18 protein-coding genes and 1 pseudogene are annotated in these 23499 nt (G+C 65.6%); 13 read left to right on the top strand and 6 right to left on the bottom strand.

Annotation, left to right across the window (positions count from 1 at the left end; all coding sequences use genetic code 11):
• Positions 1–322: 322 nt before the first annotated feature.
• On the top strand, positions 323–526 hold the full coding sequence (locus LFT43_RS03365) for a hypothetical protein (protein ID WP_395801141.1): 204 nt from the start codon (positions 323–325) through the stop codon (positions 524–526).
• Between the two features lie 90 nt (positions 527–616).
• Here the strand turns inward: LFT43_RS03365 and LFT43_RS03360 are convergent, their stop codons facing one another.
• The gene (locus LFT43_RS03360; protein WP_395801140.1) at positions 617–2230 is read right to left on the bottom strand and encodes a phospholipase D-like domain-containing protein; all 1614 of its coding nucleotides are present in this window, start codon (positions 2228–2230) and stop codon (positions 617–619) included.
• Between the two features lie 194 nt (positions 2231–2424).
• Here LFT43_RS03360 and LFT43_RS03355 point away from each other — a divergent pair, with 194 nt between their 5' ends.
• Positions 2425–3282: a phosphatase PAP2 family protein gene (locus tag LFT43_RS03355; RefSeq protein WP_395801139.1), complete on the top strand. Its 858-nt coding sequence runs from the start codon at positions 2425–2427 to the stop codon at positions 3280–3282.
• Positions 3283–3309: 27 nt separating this feature from the next.
• Here the strand turns inward: LFT43_RS03355 and LFT43_RS03350 are convergent, their stop codons facing one another.
• Positions 3310–4707 carry an LLM class flavin-dependent oxidoreductase gene (locus LFT43_RS03350; RefSeq protein WP_395801138.1) on the bottom strand — a complete coding sequence of 466 codons (1398 nt, stop codon included), beginning with the start codon at positions 4705–4707 and terminating at the stop codon, positions 3310–3312.
• Positions 4708–5059: 352 nt separating this feature from the next.
• On the opposite strand from LFT43_RS03350, the gene LFT43_RS03345 reads away from it, so the two are divergent.
• The 4 genes from LFT43_RS03345 to LFT43_RS03330 all read left to right on the top strand — a co-directional run bounded on the left by LFT43_RS03345 (position 5060) and on the right by LFT43_RS03330 (position 8907).
• Complete coding sequence (locus LFT43_RS03345; protein WP_395801137.1) at positions 5060–6088, top strand: ABC transporter substrate-binding protein; 1029 nt, start codon at positions 5060–5062, stop codon at positions 6086–6088.
• A gap of 2 nt (positions 6089–6090) precedes the next feature.
• Complete coding sequence (locus LFT43_RS03340; RefSeq protein ID WP_395801136.1) at positions 6091–6996, top strand: ABC transporter ATP-binding protein; 906 nt, start codon at positions 6091–6093, stop codon at positions 6994–6996.
• Complete coding sequence (locus LFT43_RS03335) at positions 6996–7907, top strand: ABC transporter permease (RefSeq protein ID WP_395801135.1); 912 nt, start codon at positions 6996–6998, stop codon at positions 7905–7907. Before LFT43_RS03340 ends, LFT43_RS03335 begins: the two co-directional genes overlap by 1 nt.
• 70 nt (positions 7908–7977) lie before the next feature.
• A complete protein-coding gene (locus LFT43_RS03330; protein ID WP_395801134.1) occupies positions 7978–8907 on the top strand; it encodes a TauD/TfdA dioxygenase family protein in 930 nt (309 codons plus the stop codon).
• A 35-nt stretch (positions 8908–8942) separates the two neighbouring features.
• Here the strand turns inward: LFT43_RS03330 and araA are convergent, their stop codons facing one another.
• The 3 genes and pseudogenes from araA to araB all read right to left on the bottom strand — a co-directional run.
• Positions 8943–10463 carry an L-arabinose isomerase gene (gene araA, locus LFT43_RS03325; protein ID WP_395801133.1) on the bottom strand — a complete coding sequence of 507 codons (1521 nt, stop codon included), beginning with the start codon at positions 10461–10463 and terminating at the stop codon, positions 8943–8945.
• A 51-nt stretch (positions 10464–10514) separates the two neighbouring features.
• Complete coding sequence (locus LFT43_RS03320) at positions 10515–11219, bottom strand: L-ribulose-5-phosphate 4-epimerase (protein ID WP_395801132.1); 705 nt, start codon at positions 11217–11219, stop codon at positions 10515–10517.
• Positions 11216–12646: pseudogene (gene araB, locus LFT43_RS03315) on the bottom strand (ribulokinase); the annotation flags it as partial. The gene LFT43_RS03320 and the pseudogene araB, both read right to left, overlap by 4 nt.
• Positions 12647–12664: 18 nt before the next feature.
• Here araB and LFT43_RS03310 point away from each other — a divergent pair.
• From LFT43_RS03310 to LFT43_RS03280, 7 genes are all read left to right on the top strand, one after another.
• Positions 12665–13366, top strand: coding sequence for a FadR/GntR family transcriptional regulator (locus LFT43_RS03310; RefSeq protein WP_395801131.1), 702 nt, complete (start codon positions 12665–12667; stop codon positions 13364–13366).
• A gap of 489 nt (positions 13367–13855) precedes the next feature.
• Positions 13856–14506 (top strand): TetR/AcrR family transcriptional regulator, encoded by a 651-nt coding sequence (locus LFT43_RS03305; protein WP_395801130.1) that lies wholly within the window; start codon positions 13856–13858, stop codon positions 14504–14506.
• Between the two features lie 81 nt (positions 14507–14587).
• Entirely contained in the window at positions 14588–15340 is a 753-nt protein-coding gene (locus tag LFT43_RS03300) for an SDR family NAD(P)-dependent oxidoreductase (RefSeq protein WP_395801129.1), read from the top strand.
• A gap of 255 nt (positions 15341–15595) precedes the next feature.
• On the top strand, positions 15596–16813 hold the full coding sequence (locus LFT43_RS03295) for a glycoside hydrolase family 1 protein (RefSeq protein ID WP_395801128.1): 1218 nt from the start codon (positions 15596–15598) through the stop codon (positions 16811–16813).
• Positions 16814–16831: 18 nt separating this feature from the next.
• Positions 16832–18712 carry a beta-glucuronidase gene (gene uidA, locus LFT43_RS03290; RefSeq protein ID WP_395801127.1) on the top strand — a complete coding sequence of 627 codons (1881 nt, stop codon included), beginning with the start codon at positions 16832–16834 and terminating at the stop codon, positions 18710–18712.
• Between the two features lie 114 nt (positions 18713–18826).
• The gene (locus LFT43_RS03285) at positions 18827–20176 is read left to right on the top strand and encodes an MFS transporter (RefSeq protein ID WP_395801126.1); all 1350 of its coding nucleotides are present in this window, start codon (positions 18827–18829) and stop codon (positions 20174–20176) included.
• 47 nt (positions 20177–20223) lie between these two features.
• Positions 20224–22713 carry a family 78 glycoside hydrolase catalytic domain gene (locus LFT43_RS03280; RefSeq protein WP_395801125.1) on the top strand — a complete coding sequence of 830 codons (2490 nt, stop codon included), beginning with the start codon at positions 20224–20226 and terminating at the stop codon, positions 22711–22713.
• A gap of 321 nt (positions 22714–23034) precedes the next feature.
• Here LFT43_RS03280 and LFT43_RS03275 read toward each other — a convergent pair whose 3' ends face one another.
• The gene (locus LFT43_RS03275; RefSeq protein WP_395801124.1) at positions 23035–23382 is read right to left on the bottom strand and encodes a MerR family transcriptional regulator; all 348 of its coding nucleotides are present in this window, start codon (positions 23380–23382) and stop codon (positions 23035–23037) included.
• Between the last annotated feature and the right edge of the window lie 117 nt (positions 23383–23499).

Below are 23499 nucleotides of genomic sequence, written 5' to 3'. Positions count from 1 at the left end.
CGGCACTAAGCTCTGGTTCCGGCGGCCCGTTCATCCGAACCGACCGCGCCCGGCTTGGGCGGCTGGGTGTCCAGCGAGACCATCCGGGACCCCCATTCCTCTGGACGCGTCGGGCCAGTCGCGCCTAGGCTTGTTGTGTTGCCCCGGACCCCGGCAGCGCATCATCAGCGCATCCAAGCAGGCAACGCAGGGCTGCTCTGGCGGTGCCAACGCTACTACCTCCTCCTGCTGACGATCCTGGCCTTGGTGGGGACGGGACTCTCGGTGGTGTTCTTCCTCCTGGGCGATACCTGGCTTCAGTTGACTGTGGCAGGCGCCTTGGGTGTCGTCTTCACTCATCGCCACCCTGGTGGTTGGCATGAGTTACGCGTACTGGACCGACAAACACTCACGGCACCACGCCCGCCCGAACATGGTCAATCAGGACCCGGACATCGCCCAAGGTGCGGTCATCTTCCACAACGAGATGCCAAGCAGCCGCGGAAGTCTCGGCCGGTCCCTCGGCAAACACCAATACCGGCGCTAACCGGTGCACACACTCAAGCCGGGAGACCCCGCTCGGTTCCTGATCATGTCGCCCCGAACCCCGGCGACCCACTCCGTCACAGTTGCTTGCCTAGAACTGGGTGGTGCCGCGGAGCCGGCGCGGGCGGCCATCCGGGTCCACGACGAGGCGGCTGATCGGATTGGCCCATAGACGTTGGAGGGACGACACGGGTTCTGGGATGTGGTGGCGCACGTGTCCGGTGGGACGAGGCGAGCGGCGCCCGGTTTCGTGCCACTGGTCGAGAGCGTCTGCGGTGCTGTTCCAAAGTTTGAGCCCAGGGGCAGGGTCCTGGAGTTGGGGATCGTTCTGGTCCAAGCCCAGGTGTTCGGCCCAGAGTTCGAGCCGGAGCCTGTGGGCCAACGGCCGGGCAGGGTCGTGGCCGTTGTCCGTGCCGGGCGGTTCCCCGTTGCAGGCAGTGGTGTCGAGAACGGCGCAGGTGAGCTCGCTGTCGGTAGTCCAGGACCGGCGGTTGAAGTTGTCCGAGCCACAGGTAAACCAGGTGTCGTCGATGATGCAGATCTTGGCGTGGACGTAGATCGGAGTTCCGGAGCTGTTCTCCAGATCGAATACGCCGACCCTTCCGGGTGCAACCCGGCGCAGCATTCTGAGGGCGCGCAGTTGCCCGATCCGGCTAGGCGGCCCTGCTAGAGGGCCATCGGAGTCGGGGTAGCGGGGCAGGACGGCGATCACGTTCAAGTCGGGGCTCCGTTCGAGGGCCGCTGCGATTCCGGCTGCGACTTCTGTCGACCACAGGTACTGGTCCTCGATATAGATCAGCGAGCGGGCGCGGGCGAAGGCTTTCGCGTAGCCTCGGGCAACGCTGCGTTCCCCTTCGGGTGCGAAAGGGAACGGAGGACGTTTCACCCCGTAGGTGCGCAGCAGCTGCACGGAGTGAGGGCCCGCCGGTGGTGGTGGCGGTGCAGTGGCCGGGAGCGGTTCGGGGTGCCGGGGCATTCGGGCAAGACGTTGCAGCAGCATCCGGTACGGAGTGCGTCGGTCCAAGGGATGGGGGTCGTTCCACCGTTCAGCGAACACTGCCAGCACATCTGCGACCACGGGGCCACGCAGTTCAAGCGCGGCGTCGTGCCACGGGGGTCGTTTCCCGTACCGGGAATCCATGGTCACCGCTTGCGGGTCTCCCGCGTGGTCGGCGTCGTCTCGACGGCTGTGGGAAAGGTCGAGCCCGCCAACGAACGCGACGTCCCGTGACGGATCGTCGCGACGGCGGATGACGAACATTTTCTGGTGGTGGGAGCCGAACGGGCGCACACGCTGATCCAACAGCACCTCTCCGCCGGCGTCGTTGATCATACGACTCAGGAGCTCGTTTGATCGGCCGCTCATCGGGGCCGATAGGCGCTCTCCGTGGGATCTCCAGACAAGGCCCCGCACTTCCACCCCAGCGCGGGCCAACCCCGCAAGCAATTCTCCGATCGACGGTCCGTCCGCCAACAGCCGCTCGTCGGCATCGCCCCGCCAGTCGGTGAACCACACGCGGTCTCCCGCCTGCAGCACGCTCAGCTCCTCATGCAGTCGGGCGAAGTACGTCGCACCATGAATCAGGGGCCGCACAAGGTTTCCCTGCGACCAGGATGGCGATCCGGCACCGCCCGCGTGAACGTCTGTGGCCAGATTCCCCCGTTCAGCGCGGCTCAGGAACCACATACCAGCATCGCTGTCCACTCAGTTCTCCTTTCGGGGGCCGAGGCCAGGCCGCCAGTGTCCGGTCTCCAAATAGCCTACGACTGCTCCGGCTCATGCCACCGCCCAGGTCGTAGGCGCGCGGGACTGCAGGATCATCCGCCGCGGAGACTCCCCGGTAACGCGGAAAGGTAAGCTTACTGATCAAACATGTGCGCGATGTAAGGCGGAAGACCATGGGTGTTCACCCGCAAGGCACGTCAGACCAGGAGTCAGCCGGGGGCAACGGCGAACTCGCCGACGACCGGTTCGTCGGGAACACTGATCTGGCCCGGTGGAAGACCCCCGCCGGCAGGTGGCTCGCCGCCCGCGCACAACGCCTCAGCGCCCGTCTCGGCCCGTACGGTGTGCTGATCCTGATCCTAGCCGCCGGAGCCATAGTCGCATCACTGCTGGCCTTCACGACCGGCTGGGTGTACGAGGCGGTGACAGAAGCAGATGGCGTGGCCGCCTTGGACCACCCGGTCCTGGAGGCAGCGAAGACCATGCGCAGCCCCGCGCTGGACGCCGCTGCCACTGCCTACACCGATCTGGGCGGAGGAATCGGGATGCCGATCCTGGCCGTGACCGCCACCGCCGTGCTGGTCCTCCGGCGCCGCTCCTGGACCCCGGCGATCCTTATCGTGACGGCCGCGGCCGGCTCCCTGTCAATGACCATCGCCGGCAAGCAACTCTTCGGCCGTGCCCGGCCCCCGCTCAGCGACGCCGTGCCTCCCTACGAGTATTCCCCCTCGTTTCCCAGCGGGCATTCGCTGAACTCGTTCGTGATCGCCGGAATCATCGCCTACGTGATCATCCTGCGTTTCCGCTCCCGCCGGGCCCGCGCCTGGACAGTGACCGCAGCGGCCCTCTTCGCACTGACAATCGGCCTAAGCCGAGTGTTCCTGGGCCACCACTGGCTCACCGATGTCCTGGCGGCCTGGACCCTCGGCGCCGCCTGGCTCGTGGTGGTCATCACCGCCCACCGCCTTTACCTCACCGCCCGAAAGACCGAAAAGCTCAACCACTCCCGGGGCGAGACTCCAGGCAGATGAAAGGAAGGGAAGCGAGCTGCCGGACCACTACAGCGCCGACCCGATAGACGTCAGTGCGGGCGCGACGGTGCCCGCGTAGAGATTCGCGGGGCGCTCCAGGCCGTAGTGTTCCCGCAGCGTCCGGCCGGCGTATTCGGTGCGGAACAGGCCGCGGTCCTGCAGGATGGGGACCACCTGGTCCACGAATGTCTCGAGCCCCGAGGGCAGCACGGGCGGCATGATGTTGAAACCGTCCGCGGCGCCGCCGTCGAACCATTCCTGGATGGCGTCCGCCACCTGGACCGGGGTGCCGGTGAAGGTCCGGTGACCCCGGCCGCCGCCCAGGCGCCCGATCAGTTCCCGGACGGTGAGCTTCTCCCGGCGCGCGAGTTGGACGATCAGTGTGTAGCGGCTCTTGGCTCCTTCTATCTCGTCTTCGCCGGGCAGGTTGTCCGGCAGCTGGCGGTCAAGGGGCAGGTCCTCGGGGGCGACGCGCAAGGTCTTTGCCAGTTGGATCCGCGCGTATTCGGGCTTGATCAGCCGGTCCAGTTCCCGTTCCAGCGCCCGGGCCTCCTCCTCGGTGGCCCCGATGACCGGAACGATGCCGGGAAGGATCTTGATGGTTTCCGGATCACGTCCCGCGGCGGCGGTGCGGGCTTTGAGGTCCCGATAGAAGTCCTGCGCGTCGGCGAGGGTCTGGTGGGCGGTGAACACGGCGTCGGCGTACCGGGCCGCGAGGTCCTTGCCATTCTCCGAGGAGCCGGCCTGGACGATGAGGGGGTGCCCTTGCGGTGGGCGGGGCACGTTGAGTGGGCCGCGGACCTTGAAGTGCTTCCCTTCGTGGTCGACGGTGCGGATCCGCTCCGAGTCGGCCCAGACGCCGGCAGCCTTGTCCGCAAGGACGGCGTCGTCCTCCCAGCTGTCCCAGAGCTTCTGGGCTACCTCGATGAACTCGGCGGCACGCTCGTACCGGACCGCGTGGGCGGGCTGGTCGTCCACGCCGAAGTTGCGGGCGGCGTCGGGCCCGGCAGTGGTGACCACGTTCCACCCTGCGCGACCGCCGCTGACCCAGTCCACGGACGCGAAGCGCCTGGCCAGGTTGAACGGCTCGTTGTAGGTGGTGGAGGCGGTGGCGATCAGCCCGATGTGGTCCGTGGCGCCGGCGATGGCGGTCAGGAGCGCGGTGGGCTCAAGCTTCCCGGCCGGACGGCGGCCCACCTCGCCGAAGAGGACCGGCGAATCGGCGAAGAAGATGGAGTCCAGTTTGCCGCGTTCAGCGGTGCGGGCCAGCAGCTTGTAGTGCTCCACATTGGTGTTGGAGCGCGGATCGCTTTCGGGCAGCCGCCACGAGGCCTCGTGGTGGCCGGTGCTCATCAAAAACGCGTTGAGGTGGAGGGTGCGCTGGGCGGAACTAGAAACCGGGGAACTGAAATTCGGCGAACTCATGGAGGTGCTCCTTGGATGTCAGGTTGGGTTTGAGGGGAGGGCCCCACCTAAGCACGGTCCCCACCGCGTTGGCCAGCACCCCGCAATGGAAGCTAAACCGGACGAAACCGGGCTACTTATGACGCCTTGGAACGCGCAGCGGACTGTGTCTCCGCATTGCCCGGAGTTGCGAGGCATTTCGCCGGATTTCCCCCTGTTTCCCGGCGTTTCCGGGCATTACTGCGGGGCTTCCCCTGCCCAGTGGAGATGCGCTTACATCGTTCCCACCGGCAGTTCGGTCTACCGGATAACCGTCATCTACCCCAGACCAAGTCCGGACCAACGACATCCATTACCCCAGAAAGTAGCTCCCATGAAACTGCACCAGCCCCTGCTAAGCGTCGCGGCCGCCGTCGTCCTTGCGCTGACGGTGACCGGCTGCGGCGGCAATGCCCAAGCAGGAGACCAAGCAGGAGGCCAATCGGAGGTCAAAGAACTCCGCTACCAGGGTTCGGCAAACAGCGTCGGCCTCCCCGAACTGGCGGCGGACCTCGGCTATCTGGGTGACATCAAACTCAACTGGGTTGGCAACACCACCAGCGGTCCGCAGGACATCCAATCGGCGGCTACCAACCAGACCGACTTCGGCGGTGCGTTTGCCGGAGCCGTGGTGAAGCTGATCGAGGCAGGTGCCCCGGTGACCGCCGTCGTCAACTACTACGGCGAAGACGCGAAGACCTTCAACGGCTTCTACGTCAAGGCGGACAGCCCCATCAAATCCGCCCGGGACCTCATCGGCAAGAAGATCGCCGTCAACACCTTGGGCGCCCATGCCGAAGCCGTCATCAACGGCTATCTCAGCAAGAACGGCCTCAGCCAGGACGAAATCAAGCAAGTACAGCTTGTCCCGCTGGCGCCCAACGACACGGAGGAAGCCGTCCGCCGGGGTCAAGTGGATGTCGGAACTTTGGGAGGCGTCCTGCAGGACCATGCCGTCTCCGCCGGCGGGCTGCGCTCGCTCTTCAACGACTACGAACTCTTCGGCACCTTCGCCGGCGGACAGATCGTGCTCCGCAACGAGTTCATCGAAAAGAACCCCAACACCGCGCGGACCTTCGCCACGGGCGTGGCCAAGGCCATCAAGTGGGAGACCGAGACCCCGCGCGAGGAAGTGATCGCGCGCTTCAAGAAGATCATCGACGCCCGCGGACGCAATGAGAGCACCGCGAACCTGCAGTACTGGAAGAGCCCCGGCGTGCCGGACAACGGCGTGATCAAGGACGAGGACTTCACCCGCTGGTCTGCATGGCTGAAGAGCTCGGGGATCGTCAAGAACGATCTCACGCCGTCGAAGTACTACACCAACAAGTTCAACGATCTCGCGACAACGAAGAAGGGGTAGTGATGAACGCCAAAATCAGCCTCCGCAGCGTCACCAAGCAATTCACCGTCCGCCCGGCCAGAGGCTCCAGGGCCAGCACAAAAGAACCCACCACTCTGACCGCCCTTGACTCCCTGAGCCTCGATGTGCGCGACGGCGAATTCCTCACCCTGGTGGGGCCAAGTGGTTCCGGCAAGACCACCTTGCTGGACCTTCTGGCTGGCCTGTCCACGCCCACCTCCGGCGAGGTATTGGTGGACGGCCAGCCGGTGACGGGGCCCGGGAAGGACCGTGCCGTGGTTTTCCAGCAGTACGCCTTGTTTCCCTGGCGAACGGCGTCGGCCAACGTGTCGATCGGGCTCGAAGGCAAGGGCCCGGATGGGCGCAAGCTCAATCGCTGCGAACGTGGGGCCAAGGCTAGCGAGTACCTCAACCTGGTTGGCTTGGCCGGCTTCGAGGACCGTTTCCCACATGAGCTCTCAGGCGGCATGAAACAGCGCGTCGCCATAGCCAGGAGCCTCGCGTATCAGCCCGATGTGCTGCTCATGGACGAACCTTTCGCCGCTTTGGATGCCCAGACGCGTGAACAGCTCCAGGACGAGCTCCTGCGGATCTGGCGGGCAACGGGCAAGACGATTGTCTTCATCACCCATGGCATCGACGAGGCCGTGTACCTGGGGCAGCGCGTCGCCGTCTTAAGCGCCCGGCCCGGACGGCTCAAGGAAATCGTGGACGTAGATATTCCGGATCGCGACGGCGAGGACGACATCCGCTCGCATCCCGCCTTCGTCGAGCAACGGCACAAGGTCTGGACGTTGCTTCACGACGAGGTCCGGCTGGCCCAGGATGCCGGCCACCGCAAGATCCTGCCGGACGGCCAGGCCCCAGATGAAGTCCCGGAAACGACACTTGAAAGGAGCGCAGCCTGATGACCACAACACTCGCGCCACAGCCCGCGGCGAGCGCCGCACCTAAGGAGGCAGCCGCCGTCGGGCACTCCATCCCCGCGGAGAGGGAGCGTCGAAGCACGACGGCGGCGCTCGCTTTTCTGCGGGCCGCGGCCGCCCGCGCCGGTTCCGGCGTCTGGAAGGCCGCTGGGATTCTTGCTTTCCTGGCCCTCTGGGAACTAGGGCCGACGTATCTGGCAAGCCCGTCCACGCGGGTCTTCCTGCCGCCTTTGCACGAGGTCCTGGCAGCATGGGGCAAATTGTTCCAATCCGGCACCATCCAGGGGCATTTGGCCGCGAGCCTCACCCGCTCCGTGACGGGATTCGGCGCGGCCCTCGTGGCCGGGGTGTCACTCGGTTTGCTGATCGCCTGGTACCGACGCCTCAATTCTGTGCTCAACCCTGTCCTGGAACTCTTCCGGAACACGGCCGCGCTTGCCCTGCTGCCTGTCTTCACGCTGCTGCTGGGAATCGGCGAGGAGTCCAAGATCAGCATCGTGGCGTACGCGGCGTTCTTCCCTGTGCTGCTGAACACGATTGCGGGCGTGAAGACCGTGGATCCGCTCCTCATCCGGGCCGCGAAGTCGCTCGGCCTCTCGAGCCTGGCGCTGTTCCGCAAGGTGATCCTGCCCTCGGCGGTGCCCACCATTTTTACCGGTATCCGGATGGCCGGCACAGCCTCCATTTTGGTGTTGATTGCCGCCGAAATGGTGGGTGCAAAGGCCGGACTCGGCTACTTGATCGTGAACGCCCAGAGCAGTTTCCTCATCCCGGACATGTACGCCGGGATCCTCACGGTGTCCCTTTTGGGCTTGGCCGTGAATTTCCTCCTCGTCGCCCTGGAACGGCACTTCTCCCGTTGGCGGACCGCCGTCGGGTCCGGTTCTGCCTGACCACCGCTCCAGTTCCGTCCATCCAAAAAGTCACACCATCCAGTAAGTCATCACAGAAAAGGAACAAAAAATGTCCGTCATTACCGAAACCAAGCTGGAATTCGCCAAACTCGGCTCCCGCATCGGCGCCGAAATCCGCGGCTTCGACCTCAGCGGCGATCTCTCCCCGGATACCGTGGGGCAGATCCGGGCCGCACTCAACGAGCACAAGGCCCTCGTCTTCCGAGAGGCCAACATTCTCAGCGACCAGGCCCAAGTGAAGTTCGCCAGCCACTTCGGTCCGCTCACCACTGCGCATCCGACCGTGGCCTCCGTGGAGGGCGAAGAGAACGTGCTCCCCGTGGACAGTGAAAACGGTTCCGCCAACAATTGGCACACCGACGTCACGTTCGTGGTCAACCCGCCCCAGGCATCCACCCTGCGCAGCATCGATCTCCCCTCGTATGGAGGTGAAACCCTGATTGCTTCATCGGCGGGAGCATACGCAGACCTGCCGGACGAACTCCGCAACTTCGCGGACACCCTCTGGGCCATCCACACCAACGATTACGACTACTCGGTGCCCAAGAACCTGGAACATGAGAATGCCGACGAGCGCCGCAAGGAATTCACCCGCATCAAATTCGAAACCGCCCACCCGGTGGTGCGTGTCCATCCCCTGACCGGCGAGCGCGGATTGTTCATTGGGGGATTCGCGCAGCGCCTGCGGATCGTGGGGCTTTCGAACACGGAGTCGAAGGACATCATCCGCTTGCTGCAGGCCTACGTCACCCGTCCGGAGAACGTGGTGCGCGTGAACTGGGAACCGAACCAGCTGGTGCTCTTCGACAACCGCATCACCCAGCACTACGCCCCGGACAACTACGACGGCCAGCCCCGCAAGCTCAACCGCGTGACCATTGCCGGCGACATCCCTGTGGGCGTGGAAGGCAAGCCGAGCCAGTCGATCCAGGGGGACTCGTCCGCCTATTCCCCGACGGTTCCCACGCCGCTCAACTAGTCCGTCACAGGACAACTAGCCGTGTTCCATCCAGCTCACAGCCCGCCGGCGAGTTTGTAGTAGGCGGCGTTCCAGGCGAGTTCCTTCTTGAACTGGCGGATGGTGGTGCCTTCGTCGATGGTGAGCAATTCGGTCCGGGCGATCTCGGCGAAGTCCTCGAAGACGTCCATGCCCACCTGCGTGGAGAGGACGGTGTGGTGCGCGGCACCGGCGGTGAGCCACGCGGCGGCGGAGGTGGCGAAGTCGGGCCTGGGCGACCACAAGGCCCGGGCGACCGGCAGGTTGGGCAGCGGTTCGTCGAGGTCCACGACGTCGACGGCGTTCGCCACGAGGCGGAAGCGGTCGCGCATGTCCGAGAGCGCGACGACGATGCCAGGTCCGGCGTCGGTGTCGAAGACCATGCGGACGGGGTCTTCCTTGCCGCCTATGCCCAGCGGGTGGATCTCCACGCGCGGCTTGGTCGCGGTCAGGGAGGGGCAGACCTCGAGCATGTGCGCGCCGAGGATCTTCTCCTCCCCCGGGGTCAAGTGGTAGGTGTAGTCCTCCATGAGGGAAGCGCCGCCGGGCAGTCCGGCGCCCATGACCTTGGCGGCCCGGACCAGGATCGCGGTCTTCCAGTCGCCCTCGGCGCCGAAGCCGTATCCGTCGGCCATGAGCCGTTGCACGGCCATCCCGGGAAGTTGGCGCAACGCGCCCAGGTCCTCGAACGACGTCGTGAACGCGGCCGAGCCGTTCGCCTCCAGGAAGGACCGGAGACCGAGTTCGATCCGGGCGCTGTAGCGCAGCGACTCGTGCCGGGCTCCCCCGGCGCGCAGTTCCGGTGCGACCTCGTAGAGGCGCTCGTACTCGGCGACGAGGGCGTCGACGTCGGACTCCGGCGCGCCGTGCACGGCCTCGCCGAGTTCGTTGACGGACCAACTGTTGACCGAGACGCCGAAGCGCAGCTCGGCTTCGGTCTTGTCCCCTTCGGTGACGGCGACGTTGCGCATGTTGTCCCCGAAGCGGGTCAGCTTCAGGGACCTGACGGCGGCCCAGCCGGCGGCGGCGCGCTGCCAGACTCCGACCTGGCGGGTGACCTCGGGGTTGGTCACGTGCCCGACGACCGTCTTGCGCGGCACGCCGAGCCGGGACTGGATGTACCCGAATTCGCGGTCGCCGTGGGCTGCCTGGTTCAGGTTCATGAAATCGAAATCGATGTCCGCCCAGGGCAGGGCCGCGTTCGCCTGGGTGTGCAGGTGCAGGAGGGGCTTGCGGAGGAGGTCCAGTCCCTGGATCCACATCTTGGCCGGGCTGAAGGTGTGCATCCAGGCGGTCACGCCGATCACGGCATCGTCGGAGTTCGCTTCGAGCGCGGTGCGGCGGATGGCGTCCGAGTCCGTGAGCACCGGCTTCCAGACGATCTTGACCGGAACATCGGAGGACGCATTCAGGGCGGCGGCGATCTCCTGGGACTGCGCGGCCACCTGCTTGAGGACGTCTTCGCCGTAGAGGTGCTGGCTGCCGGTGAGGAACCAGACTTCGTAGTGTTTGAGAGAGGTGTTGTGGGCGTTGGGCATGGGTTTCTCCTTGAGAAGCTCGTGGGTTTGAAGGTCTAGCAGCAGGCCGTGTTACCGGCCGTAGACGTTCTGGTACCGGTCGTAGAGGGATTCGATCTGGCCCGCGTCGATGGGCAGCGGTTCACCGAGCTGGCGGGAAATGTGGACCGTCTTGGCTACTTCTTCGCACATGACGGCGGCCTTGACGGCTGCACGGGCGTCCTTGCCGATGGTGAAGGGGCCGTGGTTCTGCATCAGGACCGCCGGGGAATGGGAGGCCTGCAGAGTTTCAACGATGCCGCGGCCGATCGAGTCGTCACCGATCAGCGCGAACGGGCCCACGGGGATGGTGCCGCCGAATTCGTCGCCCATCATGGTCAGCACGCACGGGATCGGCTCCCCACGCGCGGCCCAGGCCGTGGCGTAGGTGGAATGCGTGTGGACCACTCCGCCGACGTCGGGCATGTTCCGGTAGACATAGGCGTGAGCGGCGGTGTCCGACGACGGCGAAAGGTCCGGATTGCCCCACTCCACGATTTCCTGACCGGTGCAGATTGCTTTGACCGGAGTGCCGTAGAGGTCAGTGACCACCATGAGGTCGGGCGCGAGCTCGTCGTAGGAAACCCCCGAGGGTTTGATGACCATCAAGTCATGCCCCGGGACGCGGGCCGAGACATTGCCCGCGGTCCAGACCACCAGCTCATAACGGGTCAGTTCGGCATGTAGCGCGCACACCTCGGCCCGGATCCGGGCAATAGCGTCCAGCAACGCGCTCATGCGGTAACCCCCGCCGTGAGAAGCGGTCCTGCAGTGACTGACACAACGGCGTTCCGCTGGATCTTCTTCAGCCGGTGCATGACCTCGTTCGCTCCTCTGCCGAAGTAATCGTGCAGAGTCCGGTATTCGCGGAACAGTTCCTCATAGGCGGCGACGTTTTCCGGGATCGGCGTGTAGACGGCGCCCGGTTCGGATCCCATGGCGGCCGCTGCTTCCCGGATATCCAGATACTCCCCCGCGGCGACGGCAGCGTGGATGGCCGAACCCAGCGCAGGACCCTGGGTGGAGCCGATGGTGGAGAGCGGCAACCCCGTGATGTCGGCGTAGATCTGCATCAGCAGCTTGTTCTTCAGGAGCCCGCCAGCCACGATGAATTCCTTCACCGGGACTCCGGAGTCCCGGAAAGCGTCCACGATGGTGCGGGTGCCGAAGGCCGTGGCCTCCAGCAGCGCCCGGTAAATGTCCTCCGGGCGCGTTGCCAGGGTCTGCCCCACGATCACGCCGGAGAGTTCATGGTCCACCAGGATGGAACGGTTGCCCGAGTGCCAGTCCAGGGCGATGAGCCCGTGCTCACCGATCGCCTGGCGAGAAGCGAGTTCGGTGAGGTATTCGTGGATGCCGAGCCTCTGCCGGGCTGCGGCCTCGTGGTATTCGGGCGGGACGCCGTATTTGGTGAACCAGCCGAAGATGTCGCCCACGCCGGATTGGCCGGCCTCGTAACCCCAGAGCCCGTCGACGATCCCGCCGTCGACCACGCCGCACATGCCCGGCACCTCGCGCAGTTCGGTGCCGTTCATGACGTGGCAGGTGGACGTTCCCATGATCGCGACGAGCTGTCCCGGTTCCACGGCGCGGGCCGCCGGCGCGGTGACGTGGGCGTCCACGTTCCCGACCGCGACGGCGATGCCCTCGCGCAGGCCCGTCCACCCGGCGGCTTCGGCCGTCAGGTAACCCGCGGCATCGCCCAGCCGGCCGATCGGGTGTTCGAGCTTGGTGCCCACGAAGTCCTTGAAGTCCGGGTTCAGGGCGGCAAGGAACTCCGCGGACGGGTAGGCGCCGTCCTGGTAGATGCCCTTGTACCCCGCGGTGCAGGCGTTCCGGACGTAGTTCCCGCACAACTGCCAGACGATCCAGTCCGCGGCCTCCACCCAGTGGTCCATCGCCGCATACGCGTCCGGGTCCTCCTCCAGCAGCTGGAGGCCCTTCGCAAACTCCCACTCCGAGGAAATCAGCCCGCCATAGCGCGGCAGCCAGGTCTCGCCGAGCTCGGTAGCCAGAGCGTTGATGCGGTCAGCCTGCCCCTGGGCCGCGTGGTGGCGCCACAGCTTCACATAGGCGTGCGGGCGGTTGGCGAAGCCGGGGAGTTCATTGAGTGGCGTGCCGTCCGCCTTCACCGGCACCATCGTGCACGCCGTGAAATCAGAGGACTAGGTGAGGAGGCATGGGTGCGTCAAAATGCACCGACTGATCCGTTGGCGCGCGTTTCCAGACCCCGCCTGTACGAACAGCTCGTGACGCAGCTTCTTGGCTACATCGAGTCTGCCCAGCTTGGTCCGGGTGATCTGTTGCCCGCCGAGCGGGATCTGGCCGAGCGACTGGGAGTATCCAGGGCCACCCTCGTCCAGGCACTTGTGGCGTTGGAGGTTCTGGGCGTTATCGACGTGCAGCACGGCACCGGCGCCGTCCTCGTGTATCGGCCCAGCATCGCCACGGTGATCAAAAGCCTCAGGGAACATAGAAACAGGCTTCCCGAGATCGTCGAGGCCCGGAGCACCCTCGAAGTGAAACTCGCCGGGCTCGCCGCGCTCAGGCGGACCGAGGCCGAGATGGAGGCAATCGACTCTGCGCTGCAGGTGATGGCCGATGAGATTGCCAACGGAGGCAAAGGTCTGCATGGCGACGAACTTTTCCATCAGGCGGTCACGGCCGCGGCGCATTCATCAGTGATGGCACAGCTCATGACCTTCATCGCGGAAATGGTCCTCGAGACGCGCCTGGAATCGCTGGGACAGCCGGGACGACCCGAGCAGTCACTGGCCTCCCACCGCAAGATAGCAGATGCGATCCGGGCCCAGGACCCCGAAGCAGCAGCCGAAGCGATGCTGACCCATATTGAGCTTGTCTCCGACGTCGATCTGCTCAGGTAACGACCGCCCACAAACCCCAAGCAATTCCAGCAAGGACGTTAGCGACGCCGAAATCGCCGGGACTCCCGAAGGCGCCCTGGACAAATGCGTTCCAGACAATGGCCGCCCGGACCGGTCCCGCGACCAGAGGCCTGAGGACCGCATTTCGAGGCTGACACCTTGTCCGCCGCGACTCCAAGACGGCCGACATTCGGGCGTCGGGCACCCGACAACCTTGGGCGATATCCGAACTGGCCGCCCGTTCTCGCGGATGGCACGTTCCGACGTCCATCAGAAGCAAACGAAATCCGGGAGCATCCTGGGCAGCTCGCCCAGATCCTCGCAAAGCCTTGACCGGGCCCCTCTTGAACCCCGCGAGGCAAGAGATCTTTGGGACAAAATAGAGCGTATATAGCTTTTTAGTCGACACAAGTTGGGAATCTGGGAGATTTCAGCTTGTATCGACCAGATATATTGTGGTCTCTTCAGAATTCACGTAACGTGGATCACATGGAACAAGCCACCAAGACACGAGGGCGTTACGCCAAGACCGCAGAGAGGCGCGCCGCTGTCGCCCGGGCCGCCCTGGAGATCATCCGCGAGAAGGGGCACAAGGCCCTGACCACCGCAGAGGTCGCATCGATGGCGGCCATGAGCGAGACCGCGCTCATCTACCACTTCCCGAGCCGCGACCACGTCTTGGTCGCGGCCATGGAGCTCGCTGACGAGGAAATCGGCTCGCGCATGACGGCCGAGTCCGTGGCGGCCGAGCTGGTTTCCGGCGACTGGGATCCCGCGGGAACGGCGCGCCTGGCGCTCACGGAGGAGAGTACCGTCCGTCTCCTCCTCGCCCTCGAGGCGGAAGCCCCGAATCCGGAGCACCCGGCGCACCAGTACATGAAGAAGCACAACGCGAACGCGATCCTCGCCTTCGCTGCGGCCGTCAGGCGGCGCCAGAGCGAAGGGCGCGCACGTCCTGGCCTCGACCCGATGGGCACGGGACGGCAGATGATGGCGCTTTGGAGCGGCCTGCGGGCGCAATGGCTCGTGGAACCCTCGTTCGACTTCGCCAACGAAGTCGCAGCGGCCTTCCGCGCCATCACAGGTGAGGCCGCCATGGACACGAAGAAGAAGATCGAAGATCTCATCGCCACGATCTGAGCACCTCCCGATCCACACCCGTTCTCCGTTACCGCGGGGACGTGAACCCGCGATCATCTGCAACGACCCAAAGGAATCAGCATGACCATTGAAGACCGGTTCGCCGGAAAGACCATCATCGTCACAGGTGCCGGCTCCGGCATCGGACGAGCCACGGCCGTTCGGCTCGCCGAAGAGGGCGCCCGGCTCGTCGTCTCCGACGTGGTCGCCGAGCGGCTCGACGACCTCAAGGCATCCCTTCCGGGATCGGACATCAGGGCCGTCGTCGGTGACGTCTCCGACAGCCGAACGGTCGAGGCGATTGCCGACGCCTGCGGAGGGCAGCTCCACGGGCTGGCGAACATCGCTGGAATTATGGATGGTTTCCTCCCGGTCGCCGAGCTCGACGACGAGACGTGGGAGCGCGTGATGCGCGTCAACGTCACCGCCCCGATGCGCCTGACGCGCAGCGCCCTGCCGCTCCTGATCGCGTCAGGAAGGGGCTCGATTGTGAATGTCGCCTCTGAAGCCGCTCTCCGCGGTTCCGCCGCAGGTGCCGCCTACACGGCCTCGAAGCACGCGGTCATCGGGCTGACTAAGAGCACGGCGTTCATCTACGGCCCCCAGGGTGTACGGGCCAACGCGGTGGCGCCGGGTGCGGTTGCCACGAACATCGAAGCGGCGGTCCGCAGTGAATTCGCAGCCGGCCGGATTTTCCCTTTGATGCACGCGATCGGTTCTCCCGTCGCGGAGGCGGAGAGGCTCGCCGCCGCGATTACCTGGCTGTTGAGCGAGGACTCGCTCAACGTTAATGGCGCCATTCTGCCCAGCGATGGCGGCTGGTCCGCCGCCTAGGCAGGCAATCAGCGTGGGACGAAAACCGCGACAATCAGCCCCCTCAAAATTGAAACGATCCAAAGTGTGGCACGGCCATGGCGAAAGCACTTCCTGGGGTTCGGAGTGAAGGATCCTCCATAACCGTTGATCGCCGAACGTCGACGGCGGACCCGACGCTCTGCCCGCGGCTGTACCTTACCCGCATCTTCCAGAACTACGAATCCAGAACTAACTACGAATCCGCGGCCGCGCCGCGGGGAAAGAGAGACGGCTATGAACAACTTCCCACCCGGCTTCCTCTGGGGCGCCTCCACCGCGCCTCACCAGATCGAGGGCAACAACATCAACAGCGACTGGTGGCTCCAGGAGCAGACCGTCCCCGGCATGGAACCCAGCGGCGACGCCATCGACAGCTACCACCGGTACGCCGAGGACATGAGACTCCTCGCCGACGCGGGCCTCAACGCCTACCGCTTCGGCATCGAATGGGCCCGGATCGAGCCCCTGCCTGGCCGGTTCTCCCGTGCTGAGCTCGCCCACTACCGCCGGATGATCGACACCGCCCTCGGACTCGGGCTAACTCCCGTGGTGACGTTGAACCATTTCACCACTCCGCAGTGGTTCGCCGACGAGGGAGGGTGGCTGGGCGAGAGGGCGATCGAGCGGTTTACATCCTATGTGGCCGAGGCAACCACGATCCTGGGCGACGTCCCCTGGGTGGCCACGATGAACGAACCGAACATGCTCGCCATGATGGCGACGATGCGCCGGATGATGACGGCCGCCCCCGACGCCCGGCAGGACTGGCAGAGCCCCACCGTAGATCAAGACCCGCGGCCCCAGCTGCCGCCGCCGGACCCGCAGATCGGCACCCGCCTCGTCGAGGCGCACCGTGCCGCCCGCGACATTGTCCGCGACCGCACGGACGCCAAGGTTGGCTGGACGATCGCGAACCGGGCCTTCGTCGCACGCCCGCGAGCTGAAGAGAAGAAACGGGAACTCGAATACATCTGGGAAGACCTCTACCTCGAAGGATCGGCGGGCGATGACTTCGTGGGCGTCCAGTCCTACTCCAGCCAATGGGTGAACGAAAATGGCATCGAGCCCCACCCTGCCAGCTCTGAGAACACCCTTGTCGGGACCGCGTACCGCCCGGACGCGATCGGCATCGCGATCCGGCACACTGCCGAAGTCACCGGCGGCCTCCCGATTCTCATCACGGAGAACGGGATCGCCACGGCCGACGATGCCCGCCGCATCGCATACACGAGCGAGGCACTGGTCCACATCTCTGAGGCTATCGCGGACGGCATCGATGTCCGCGGCTACCTGCACTGGACGCTCCTGGATAACTACGAATGGGGCCACTGGGAGCCCACATTCGGACTGGTGAGCGTCGACCGCGAAACGTTTGTCCGCACCCCCAAGCCGAGCCTCGCCTGGCTCGGATCCGTCGCCCGGTCCGGCGCGCTCAGCGCCCTCGCCCGCTGATCCCCAAGGAGCTCTTCGATGTTGAAGCCCCTGGCAACCGCCACCCGTGAACTCGTCAACCTGGACGGGCTGTGGCTGTTCGCCCTCGACGACACGCTCCCTCCGGAACCCTGGATGTCACGGCTCGAAACCCGCTTGGAAGCGGCCGTGCCGGCCAGTTACAACGACCTGTTCGCCGACCAGAAGATCCGCGACCATGTCGGCCTGGTCTGGTACCAACGCACGGTCCGCGTACCGCGCGGCTGGTCGGAGCAACGGACGGTGCTCCGCTTCGACGCGGCAACCCACGCCGCCGCAGTCTACGTCGACGACGCCCTGGTGGCGGAGCACATTGGCGGCTACACGCCCTTCGAAGCCGACCTGACAGACCTGGTAGCCCCCGGGACGGAATTCCGTCTCACCGTTGCCGTCGACAACCGACTCACCAACATCACCATCCCGCCCGGGAAACTGACCGTCGGCGCCGACGGGCAGCAACGGCAGACGTATTTCCACGACTTCTACAACTATGCCGGGCTCTCCCGCTCCGTCTGGCTCTACAGCACTCCCCGGTCCCACCTCACCGATGTGACGGTGACCACCGACGTCGTCGACGGCGGCACCGGGCTGGTGTCCTACCGCTTGGCGAGCAGCGACCCGGCTCCCGCGAGCGTGCGGCTCATCGACGAGACAGGGAACACGGTCGCCACCGGCGAAGGACACTCCGGCACGCTCCGGGTCGATGACGCCGTGCTGTGGAGGCCAGGCGCGGCCTACCTCTACCGCCTGGAGGTCGAGATCCATGACGGGTGGCACGTCGTCGACGCCTACGAACTCCCGGTCGGGATCCGAACGGTCGCCGTCCATGGCGAGCAGTTCCTCATCAACGGCGAGCCGTTCTACTTCACCGGCTTCGGCAAGCACGAGGACTCGGCGGTCCGGGGCAAGGGACACGACAACGCCTATCTCGTCCACGACTTCCACCTCCTTGACTGGACGGGCGCGAACTCCTTCCGAACCTCCCACTACCCCTACGCCGAAGAAGTCATCGAGTTCGCAGACCGGCACGGGATCGTGGTCATCGACGAGACCGCCGCCGTCGGACTCAACCTCGCCGTGGAGGCGGGCCTCACCGGGGCGCCTCCGCGCCCCACCTTCTCCCCGGAGACGATCAACGACCAGACACAAGCTGCACACGCCCAGCACCTGCGGGAGCTGATCGACCGGGACAAGAACCATCCGAGCGTCGTCATGTGGTGCGTCGCCAACGAGCCCTCCTCCAACGAGGACGGGGCACGGGAGTACTTCGAGCCGCTCATCGAGCTCACCCGCGAGCTCGACCCCACCCGTCCCGTGACGACGACGGCGGTCATCTTCGCGACGTGCGAGAACGACCGCCTCGCGGACCTCGTCGATGTCATCTCGCTCAACCGCTACTACGGCTGGTACGTCGCGACCGGTGACCTTGAGACCGCCGAACAGCTCCTCGAGGCCGATCTGCGCGGCTGGGCCGCCAAGTACGGCAAGCCCATCATGATGAGCGAGTACGGTGCCGACACCATCGTCGGCCTCCACTCCGTCCTCGACACCCCGTGGACGGAGGAATTCCAAGCAGGCTTCCTCGCCATGAACCACCGCGTCTTTGACCGGATCCCGTCATTTGTCGGAGAACACGTCTGGAACTTCGCCGACTTCGGCACCGGCCCCGCGATCCACCGCGTGGACGGCAACAAGAAGGGCGTCTTCACCCGGGACCGCAGGCCCAAGACCGCCGCCTTCGCCCTGCGCGAGCGATGGCAGGGACTCCACGGCCGCAAGCCAGGGTCAATCACGGCGCTGGACGAGCAGCAGGAGACCGCAGCACCCGATTTCATCCAGGAACCGGCACTGTCCGCGCCCGCAGGCGCCCAGCGCTCCTAGCCAGCCGCAACCCACCGTTGTGGGCGGTGGCAAGCCTGCCGCCCCACCCCGCCAGTCACCAATCCCCGCCGCACCAAAAAGTCGAGCACATCGTACCCAGACAAAGGAGTCATCATGGTCAAGCCCACCTACGGAGACCTACCACCGAAAGAGGCAGAATCCGCGGTCCTCACGGCCGCAGGTTCCCAGGAAGCGCCCCCGGCCGGAGTCCCCGACGTCGAGGCACCACCGCTCAAGAGGGCAAGCGTCAGCTACCTCGCCCTTATGTCGCTGGCCAATTTCGGGGTCTCGATGGCGTTCATCGTCCCGATGTCCTACTCACTCGCGGTCCGCATCTCCCAGCTCGCCCCGGGCCACGAAGAGGTTCTCGGCTACGTCGCCGGCACCGCACAGTTCATCTCCATCGCCGCCAGCCCCCTGGTCGGAGTCTGGAGCGACCGTTTTCGTTCGCGGTTCGGCCGCCGTTCCCCGTTCATGTTCGGTGGCGCGCTCCTTGGAATCCTCGGACTCATCGGGGTCGCCCTAGCCCCCACCGTCCTTCTCGTGGGCCTCGGGTGGGTCTTCGCCCTCTTTGGCTGGGCAGCGGCAGGACAGGCCATCGTGAACCTGCAGGCCGACCGCATTCCGGAGGAGCAGCGAGGCAAGATTTCCGCACTCAGCGGCCTCTCCGCCCAGATCGCGCCCGTGCTGGGCATCGGCATCGCCTACTCGGTCTCATCCAGCACGTTCCTCGTCTTCCTGGTCCCCGGCCTGGTCGGCCTCGCGCTGGTCCTGCTCTTTCCCCTCGTCAAGCGCGAAGGCAGCTCCGTGGGCATCGTCCACAACAGCACCGTCACCGTCAAGGCCCTCCTGGCCAGCTACACGTTCAGCCCCCGCAAGTACCCGGACTTCGGCTGGAACTGGCTGGGCCGCTTCATCTTCTTCATGGGCCTGTACTTCAATACCACGTTCGGCAGCTTCTTCTATGCCCAGCGCCTGGGGCTTCCCATCAAGGAAGTAGCAGGAACCGTCGCCCTGATCGGCATGCTCGGCATCGTCGCAGCCAGCGCAGGCGCCCTCACCGGCGGCTTCCTCTCGGACCGACTCCGGCGGCGCAAGCTGTTCACCTTCCTCGGCGGCCTGCTCTTCCTCGCCGGCGGCATCACCGAGGCCTACGCCCACTCCTTCATCAGCCTGCTCATCGGGGCACTCATCATGCAGTGCGCGATCGCCCTCTTCAGCGCGGTGGACGGAGCCATCATCTTCGCCGTCCTGCCCGACCGGGCACAGGCCGGACGCTACATGGCCGTCGTCGGATTCGCCCAAAGGATCCCCAGCGCAATAGCACCCCTCCTGGCACCGTTCATCATCGTCCTGGGGGCGGCCGGGGCCGAGAAGAACTACACCGCCCTCTACCTCAGCGGTGCCGGCCTGGCCATCCTCGGAAGCCTCATCATCCTCCTGAAGGTCAAGTCCGTGCGTTGACCGGAGCCCAACCAAACACACCAACCAACCAGAGAGCTCACACATCCATGGGCAACATGCTCAAATCCCTGCCCGACCTGGCGCCGACCCCGGCTGTCACAGAACCCGTCAAATGGACGGCCATCTGGATTTCACCGACAGAGTCCGGGGAAGCCGCCACCCAGGACGAGCGCGGGGCATACGTCCTCCGCAGGTCTTTTGACCTCCCCGTCCGTCCCGCCGCAGCGACGCTCTACGCAGCAGCACTTGGCGTCTACGAAGCCTTCCTCAACGGAATCCGGGTGGGGGACATCGAGCTGGCACCCGGTTCGAGCAGCTACGACGAAACCTTGTACGCCCAGCAGTATGACGTCGCGGGCCTTCTCACCCCCGGTAGCAACCGGATCGACATCGTCCTCTCCGACGGGTGGTTCCGCGGCAGGAACAGCGGGGCCCAGCGCCGGAACGTCTGGGGCAACACCACCGCCGCCCTCGCCCAGCTCGAAATCGACCTCGGCTCCGGCACGTCAATGACCCTGACGACGGACGGCGACTGGACCACCCTGCCCAGCCCGATCGTGCGGGCAGACCTCATGACCGGGCAGACGACGGACTTCCGCATCGACCCCAACCGCGCGGATCCCGCCCCGGTCCGGGTCGGCGTCGTCACACCCCCTATCCCTTCCCGGTCGCCGGCCCCGCCCGTGCGACGTATCGAGGAACGCACGCCGGCGGCCCTGACCCGGCTCCGGGACGGGGTCTCGATTCTCGACGCCGGCCAAAACCTCTCCGGCTGGGTCAGGCTCACCAACTTGGGTCCTGCGGGGACGGAGACGGTGCTCGAGTTCGGCGAGCACCTCGACGCCGGCGGTGACCTGACGACCGCCCACTTGGACATGAAGACACCGCAGGGCGAGATTCTCGAATTCCGCCAGACCGACCGCGTCATCGCCGGGGACAGCCCCGGCATCTTCGAACCACGGCACACAGTCCACGGCTTCCGCTATGTCCGAGTGTCGCATCCGAGACGCGAGCTCTCCATCGATGACTTCAGGGTCGTCGTCGTCCATTCGGACCTCGAACGCCGCGGGTGGTTCACGTGCAGCGATCCGGACCTGGAACGACTCCACGAGGCGGCCCTTTGGAGCTTCCGCGGCAACATCGTGGACGTCCCGACTGACTGCCCCACCCGCGAACGCTCAGGGTGGACCGGCGACTACCAGGTCTTCGCGCCTACCGCCGCCATGCTCTACGACGTCCAGGGCTTCTCCCGCAAATGGCTCCAGTCCGTGCGCGACGACCAGTGCGACGACGGGCTCCCCGCAGCCTTCTCCCCCGATTCCGCTCGGATCAGGCACCATCCCGACAACCCCTCGCGGGTCATGGGCGGATCCGCCGGCTGGGGCGATGCCACCGTCCTCGTCCCCTGGGCCATCTACGAAGCGTACGGAGACGCCGAGCTTCTGGCGGAAAGCTGGGACTCCATGACCCGATGGGTCGACTACGCGCTCCACCTCGCCAAGACGACCCGCCACCCGTCCCGTATCGCCCGCTCGGAGACACCGCTCCCCCACGAGCAGTACATCTGGGATGCCCCTTTCCACTACGGCGAATGGCTCGAACCCAAACGCCGCGGGGCAGACGGGTCCCTCATCGACCCCATGGCCGAAAACCCCTACGCCTACATGAGCACCAACAGGGGCGAGGTCGGAACAGCGTTCCTGTACCGCACCACCGAGACGCTCGGACGCATCGCCGGAATTCTAGGCCAAGCCGAGGCAGCACTGCGATACGGAAGGATCGCAGAAAGCGTCAGGTCGGCATGGCAGACCGAGTTCCTCACCGACGAGGGGCACACCCGCGAGGACACGCAGGGCGCCTACGTCCGGGCCCTCGCCTTCGGCCTCGTCCCCGGATCCCTCAGGCAAGCGGCCACCGAACGCCTGGTCCAGCTCATCCACGATGCCGACGACAGGCTCGGCACCGGCTTCCTCTCCAGCGGCCTGCTGCTCCCCGTCCTCGCAGAAAACGGCCACACCGACCTCGCCTACCGCCTCCTGCTCCGCCGCGGGACACCCTCCTGGCTCGGCATGCTCGAACGAGGCGCCACCACGGTCTGGGAAGACTGGGAAGGCATCGACGAGCACGGTATCGCTCACGAGTCGCTCAACCACTACAGCAAGGGAGCCGTCATCCGCTTCCTCCACGAATACCTCGTAGGCCTCCGACAAGCCACCGACTCAGCCGCATGGGAACGCTTCGACATCGATCCCCGCCCTGGCGGGGGCATCACCTCGGCCGGCTTCCACTTCATCTCCCCCCACGGCCGCATCGAAGTCGCCTGGGAGAACACGAACGGGGAGTTCCGCGTCGATTTCACCGTGCCCGAGGGAACCACTGCCCGCCTCACCCTGCCGGATGGCACAACCAACCCCTACCCGTCCGGAACCCACTTCGCATCCTGCCCAGCCCCGATTGTTGCGAACGACGAGTACGCTGCGCACACGAATCCGGGCGGCCACGAAAGCGCTGGGACCACGTCGACCCCGCTTGCCTAGAACCGGTCCTCGATGCAGATCAGCGAGCGCGCGGGCGGAGGCTTTCGCGTGGCCGCGGGCAACGGAGAACGGTGCTCAGGTGTCAGGGGAGATTTGCTGGGACTCAGGCGCATCACACTACGTCCTGGGATACCGCTTCGGGGCAGGCCGTGGCGGGAACGTCCGCTATCGGCCCTAAAGGCAACGGAGTTGCGTTTGATGCGGATACTCGCGTTTGAGGACGAACCGCGTTTTCCCTCAGATCAAGGCGCCATTGTGCCGGGGCCCGGTTCGGACAGACTGACGGTCACGGGTATCGCCGCGCAACCTTCCTAGGCGCGCTCATCGGATTCCCTTGACGTTCCGGGCCTCCTTCGGGCTCGTCTTCACCCAGAATGTGGCGGTGGACCGGGCCTCCGTCAGATCCTGCTCCAGGCGCCGGTTGTCCGCTTCGAGGACCAGGACCATCCGGATACCGGCCAGGTTCAAGCCCGACTCCAGAAGGTCTCCGATCCGCCGCAACGTCACGAGATCGTCCTCGCTGTACTGGCGGGTCCCGCCCAGGGTCCGGCCGGGTTCCAGCAAGCCTTTGCGTTCGTAGAGACGGAGATTCTGTTGCCCCATGCCCACCAGCTCGGCCGCAACGGAAATCGCATACACGCCTCTCCCCGGGTCCTCGGTCTGCCCCATCGGGTACCTCCAAAATTTACGACAATTTCTGCTTGCTCCGCGTCATGTCCAGTGCTATAAAAAATATACATCAGCCGATATAGGTCGGCTGGATTTACAAGGAAGTAGACAGCGATC

Source organism: Arthrobacter sp. FW306-04-A (assembly GCF_044358315.1).
Classification (GTDB): Bacteria; Actinomycetota; Actinomycetes; order Actinomycetales; family Micrococcaceae; genus Arthrobacter.
This window is presented reverse-complemented; position numbering and strand designations above follow the sequence as displayed.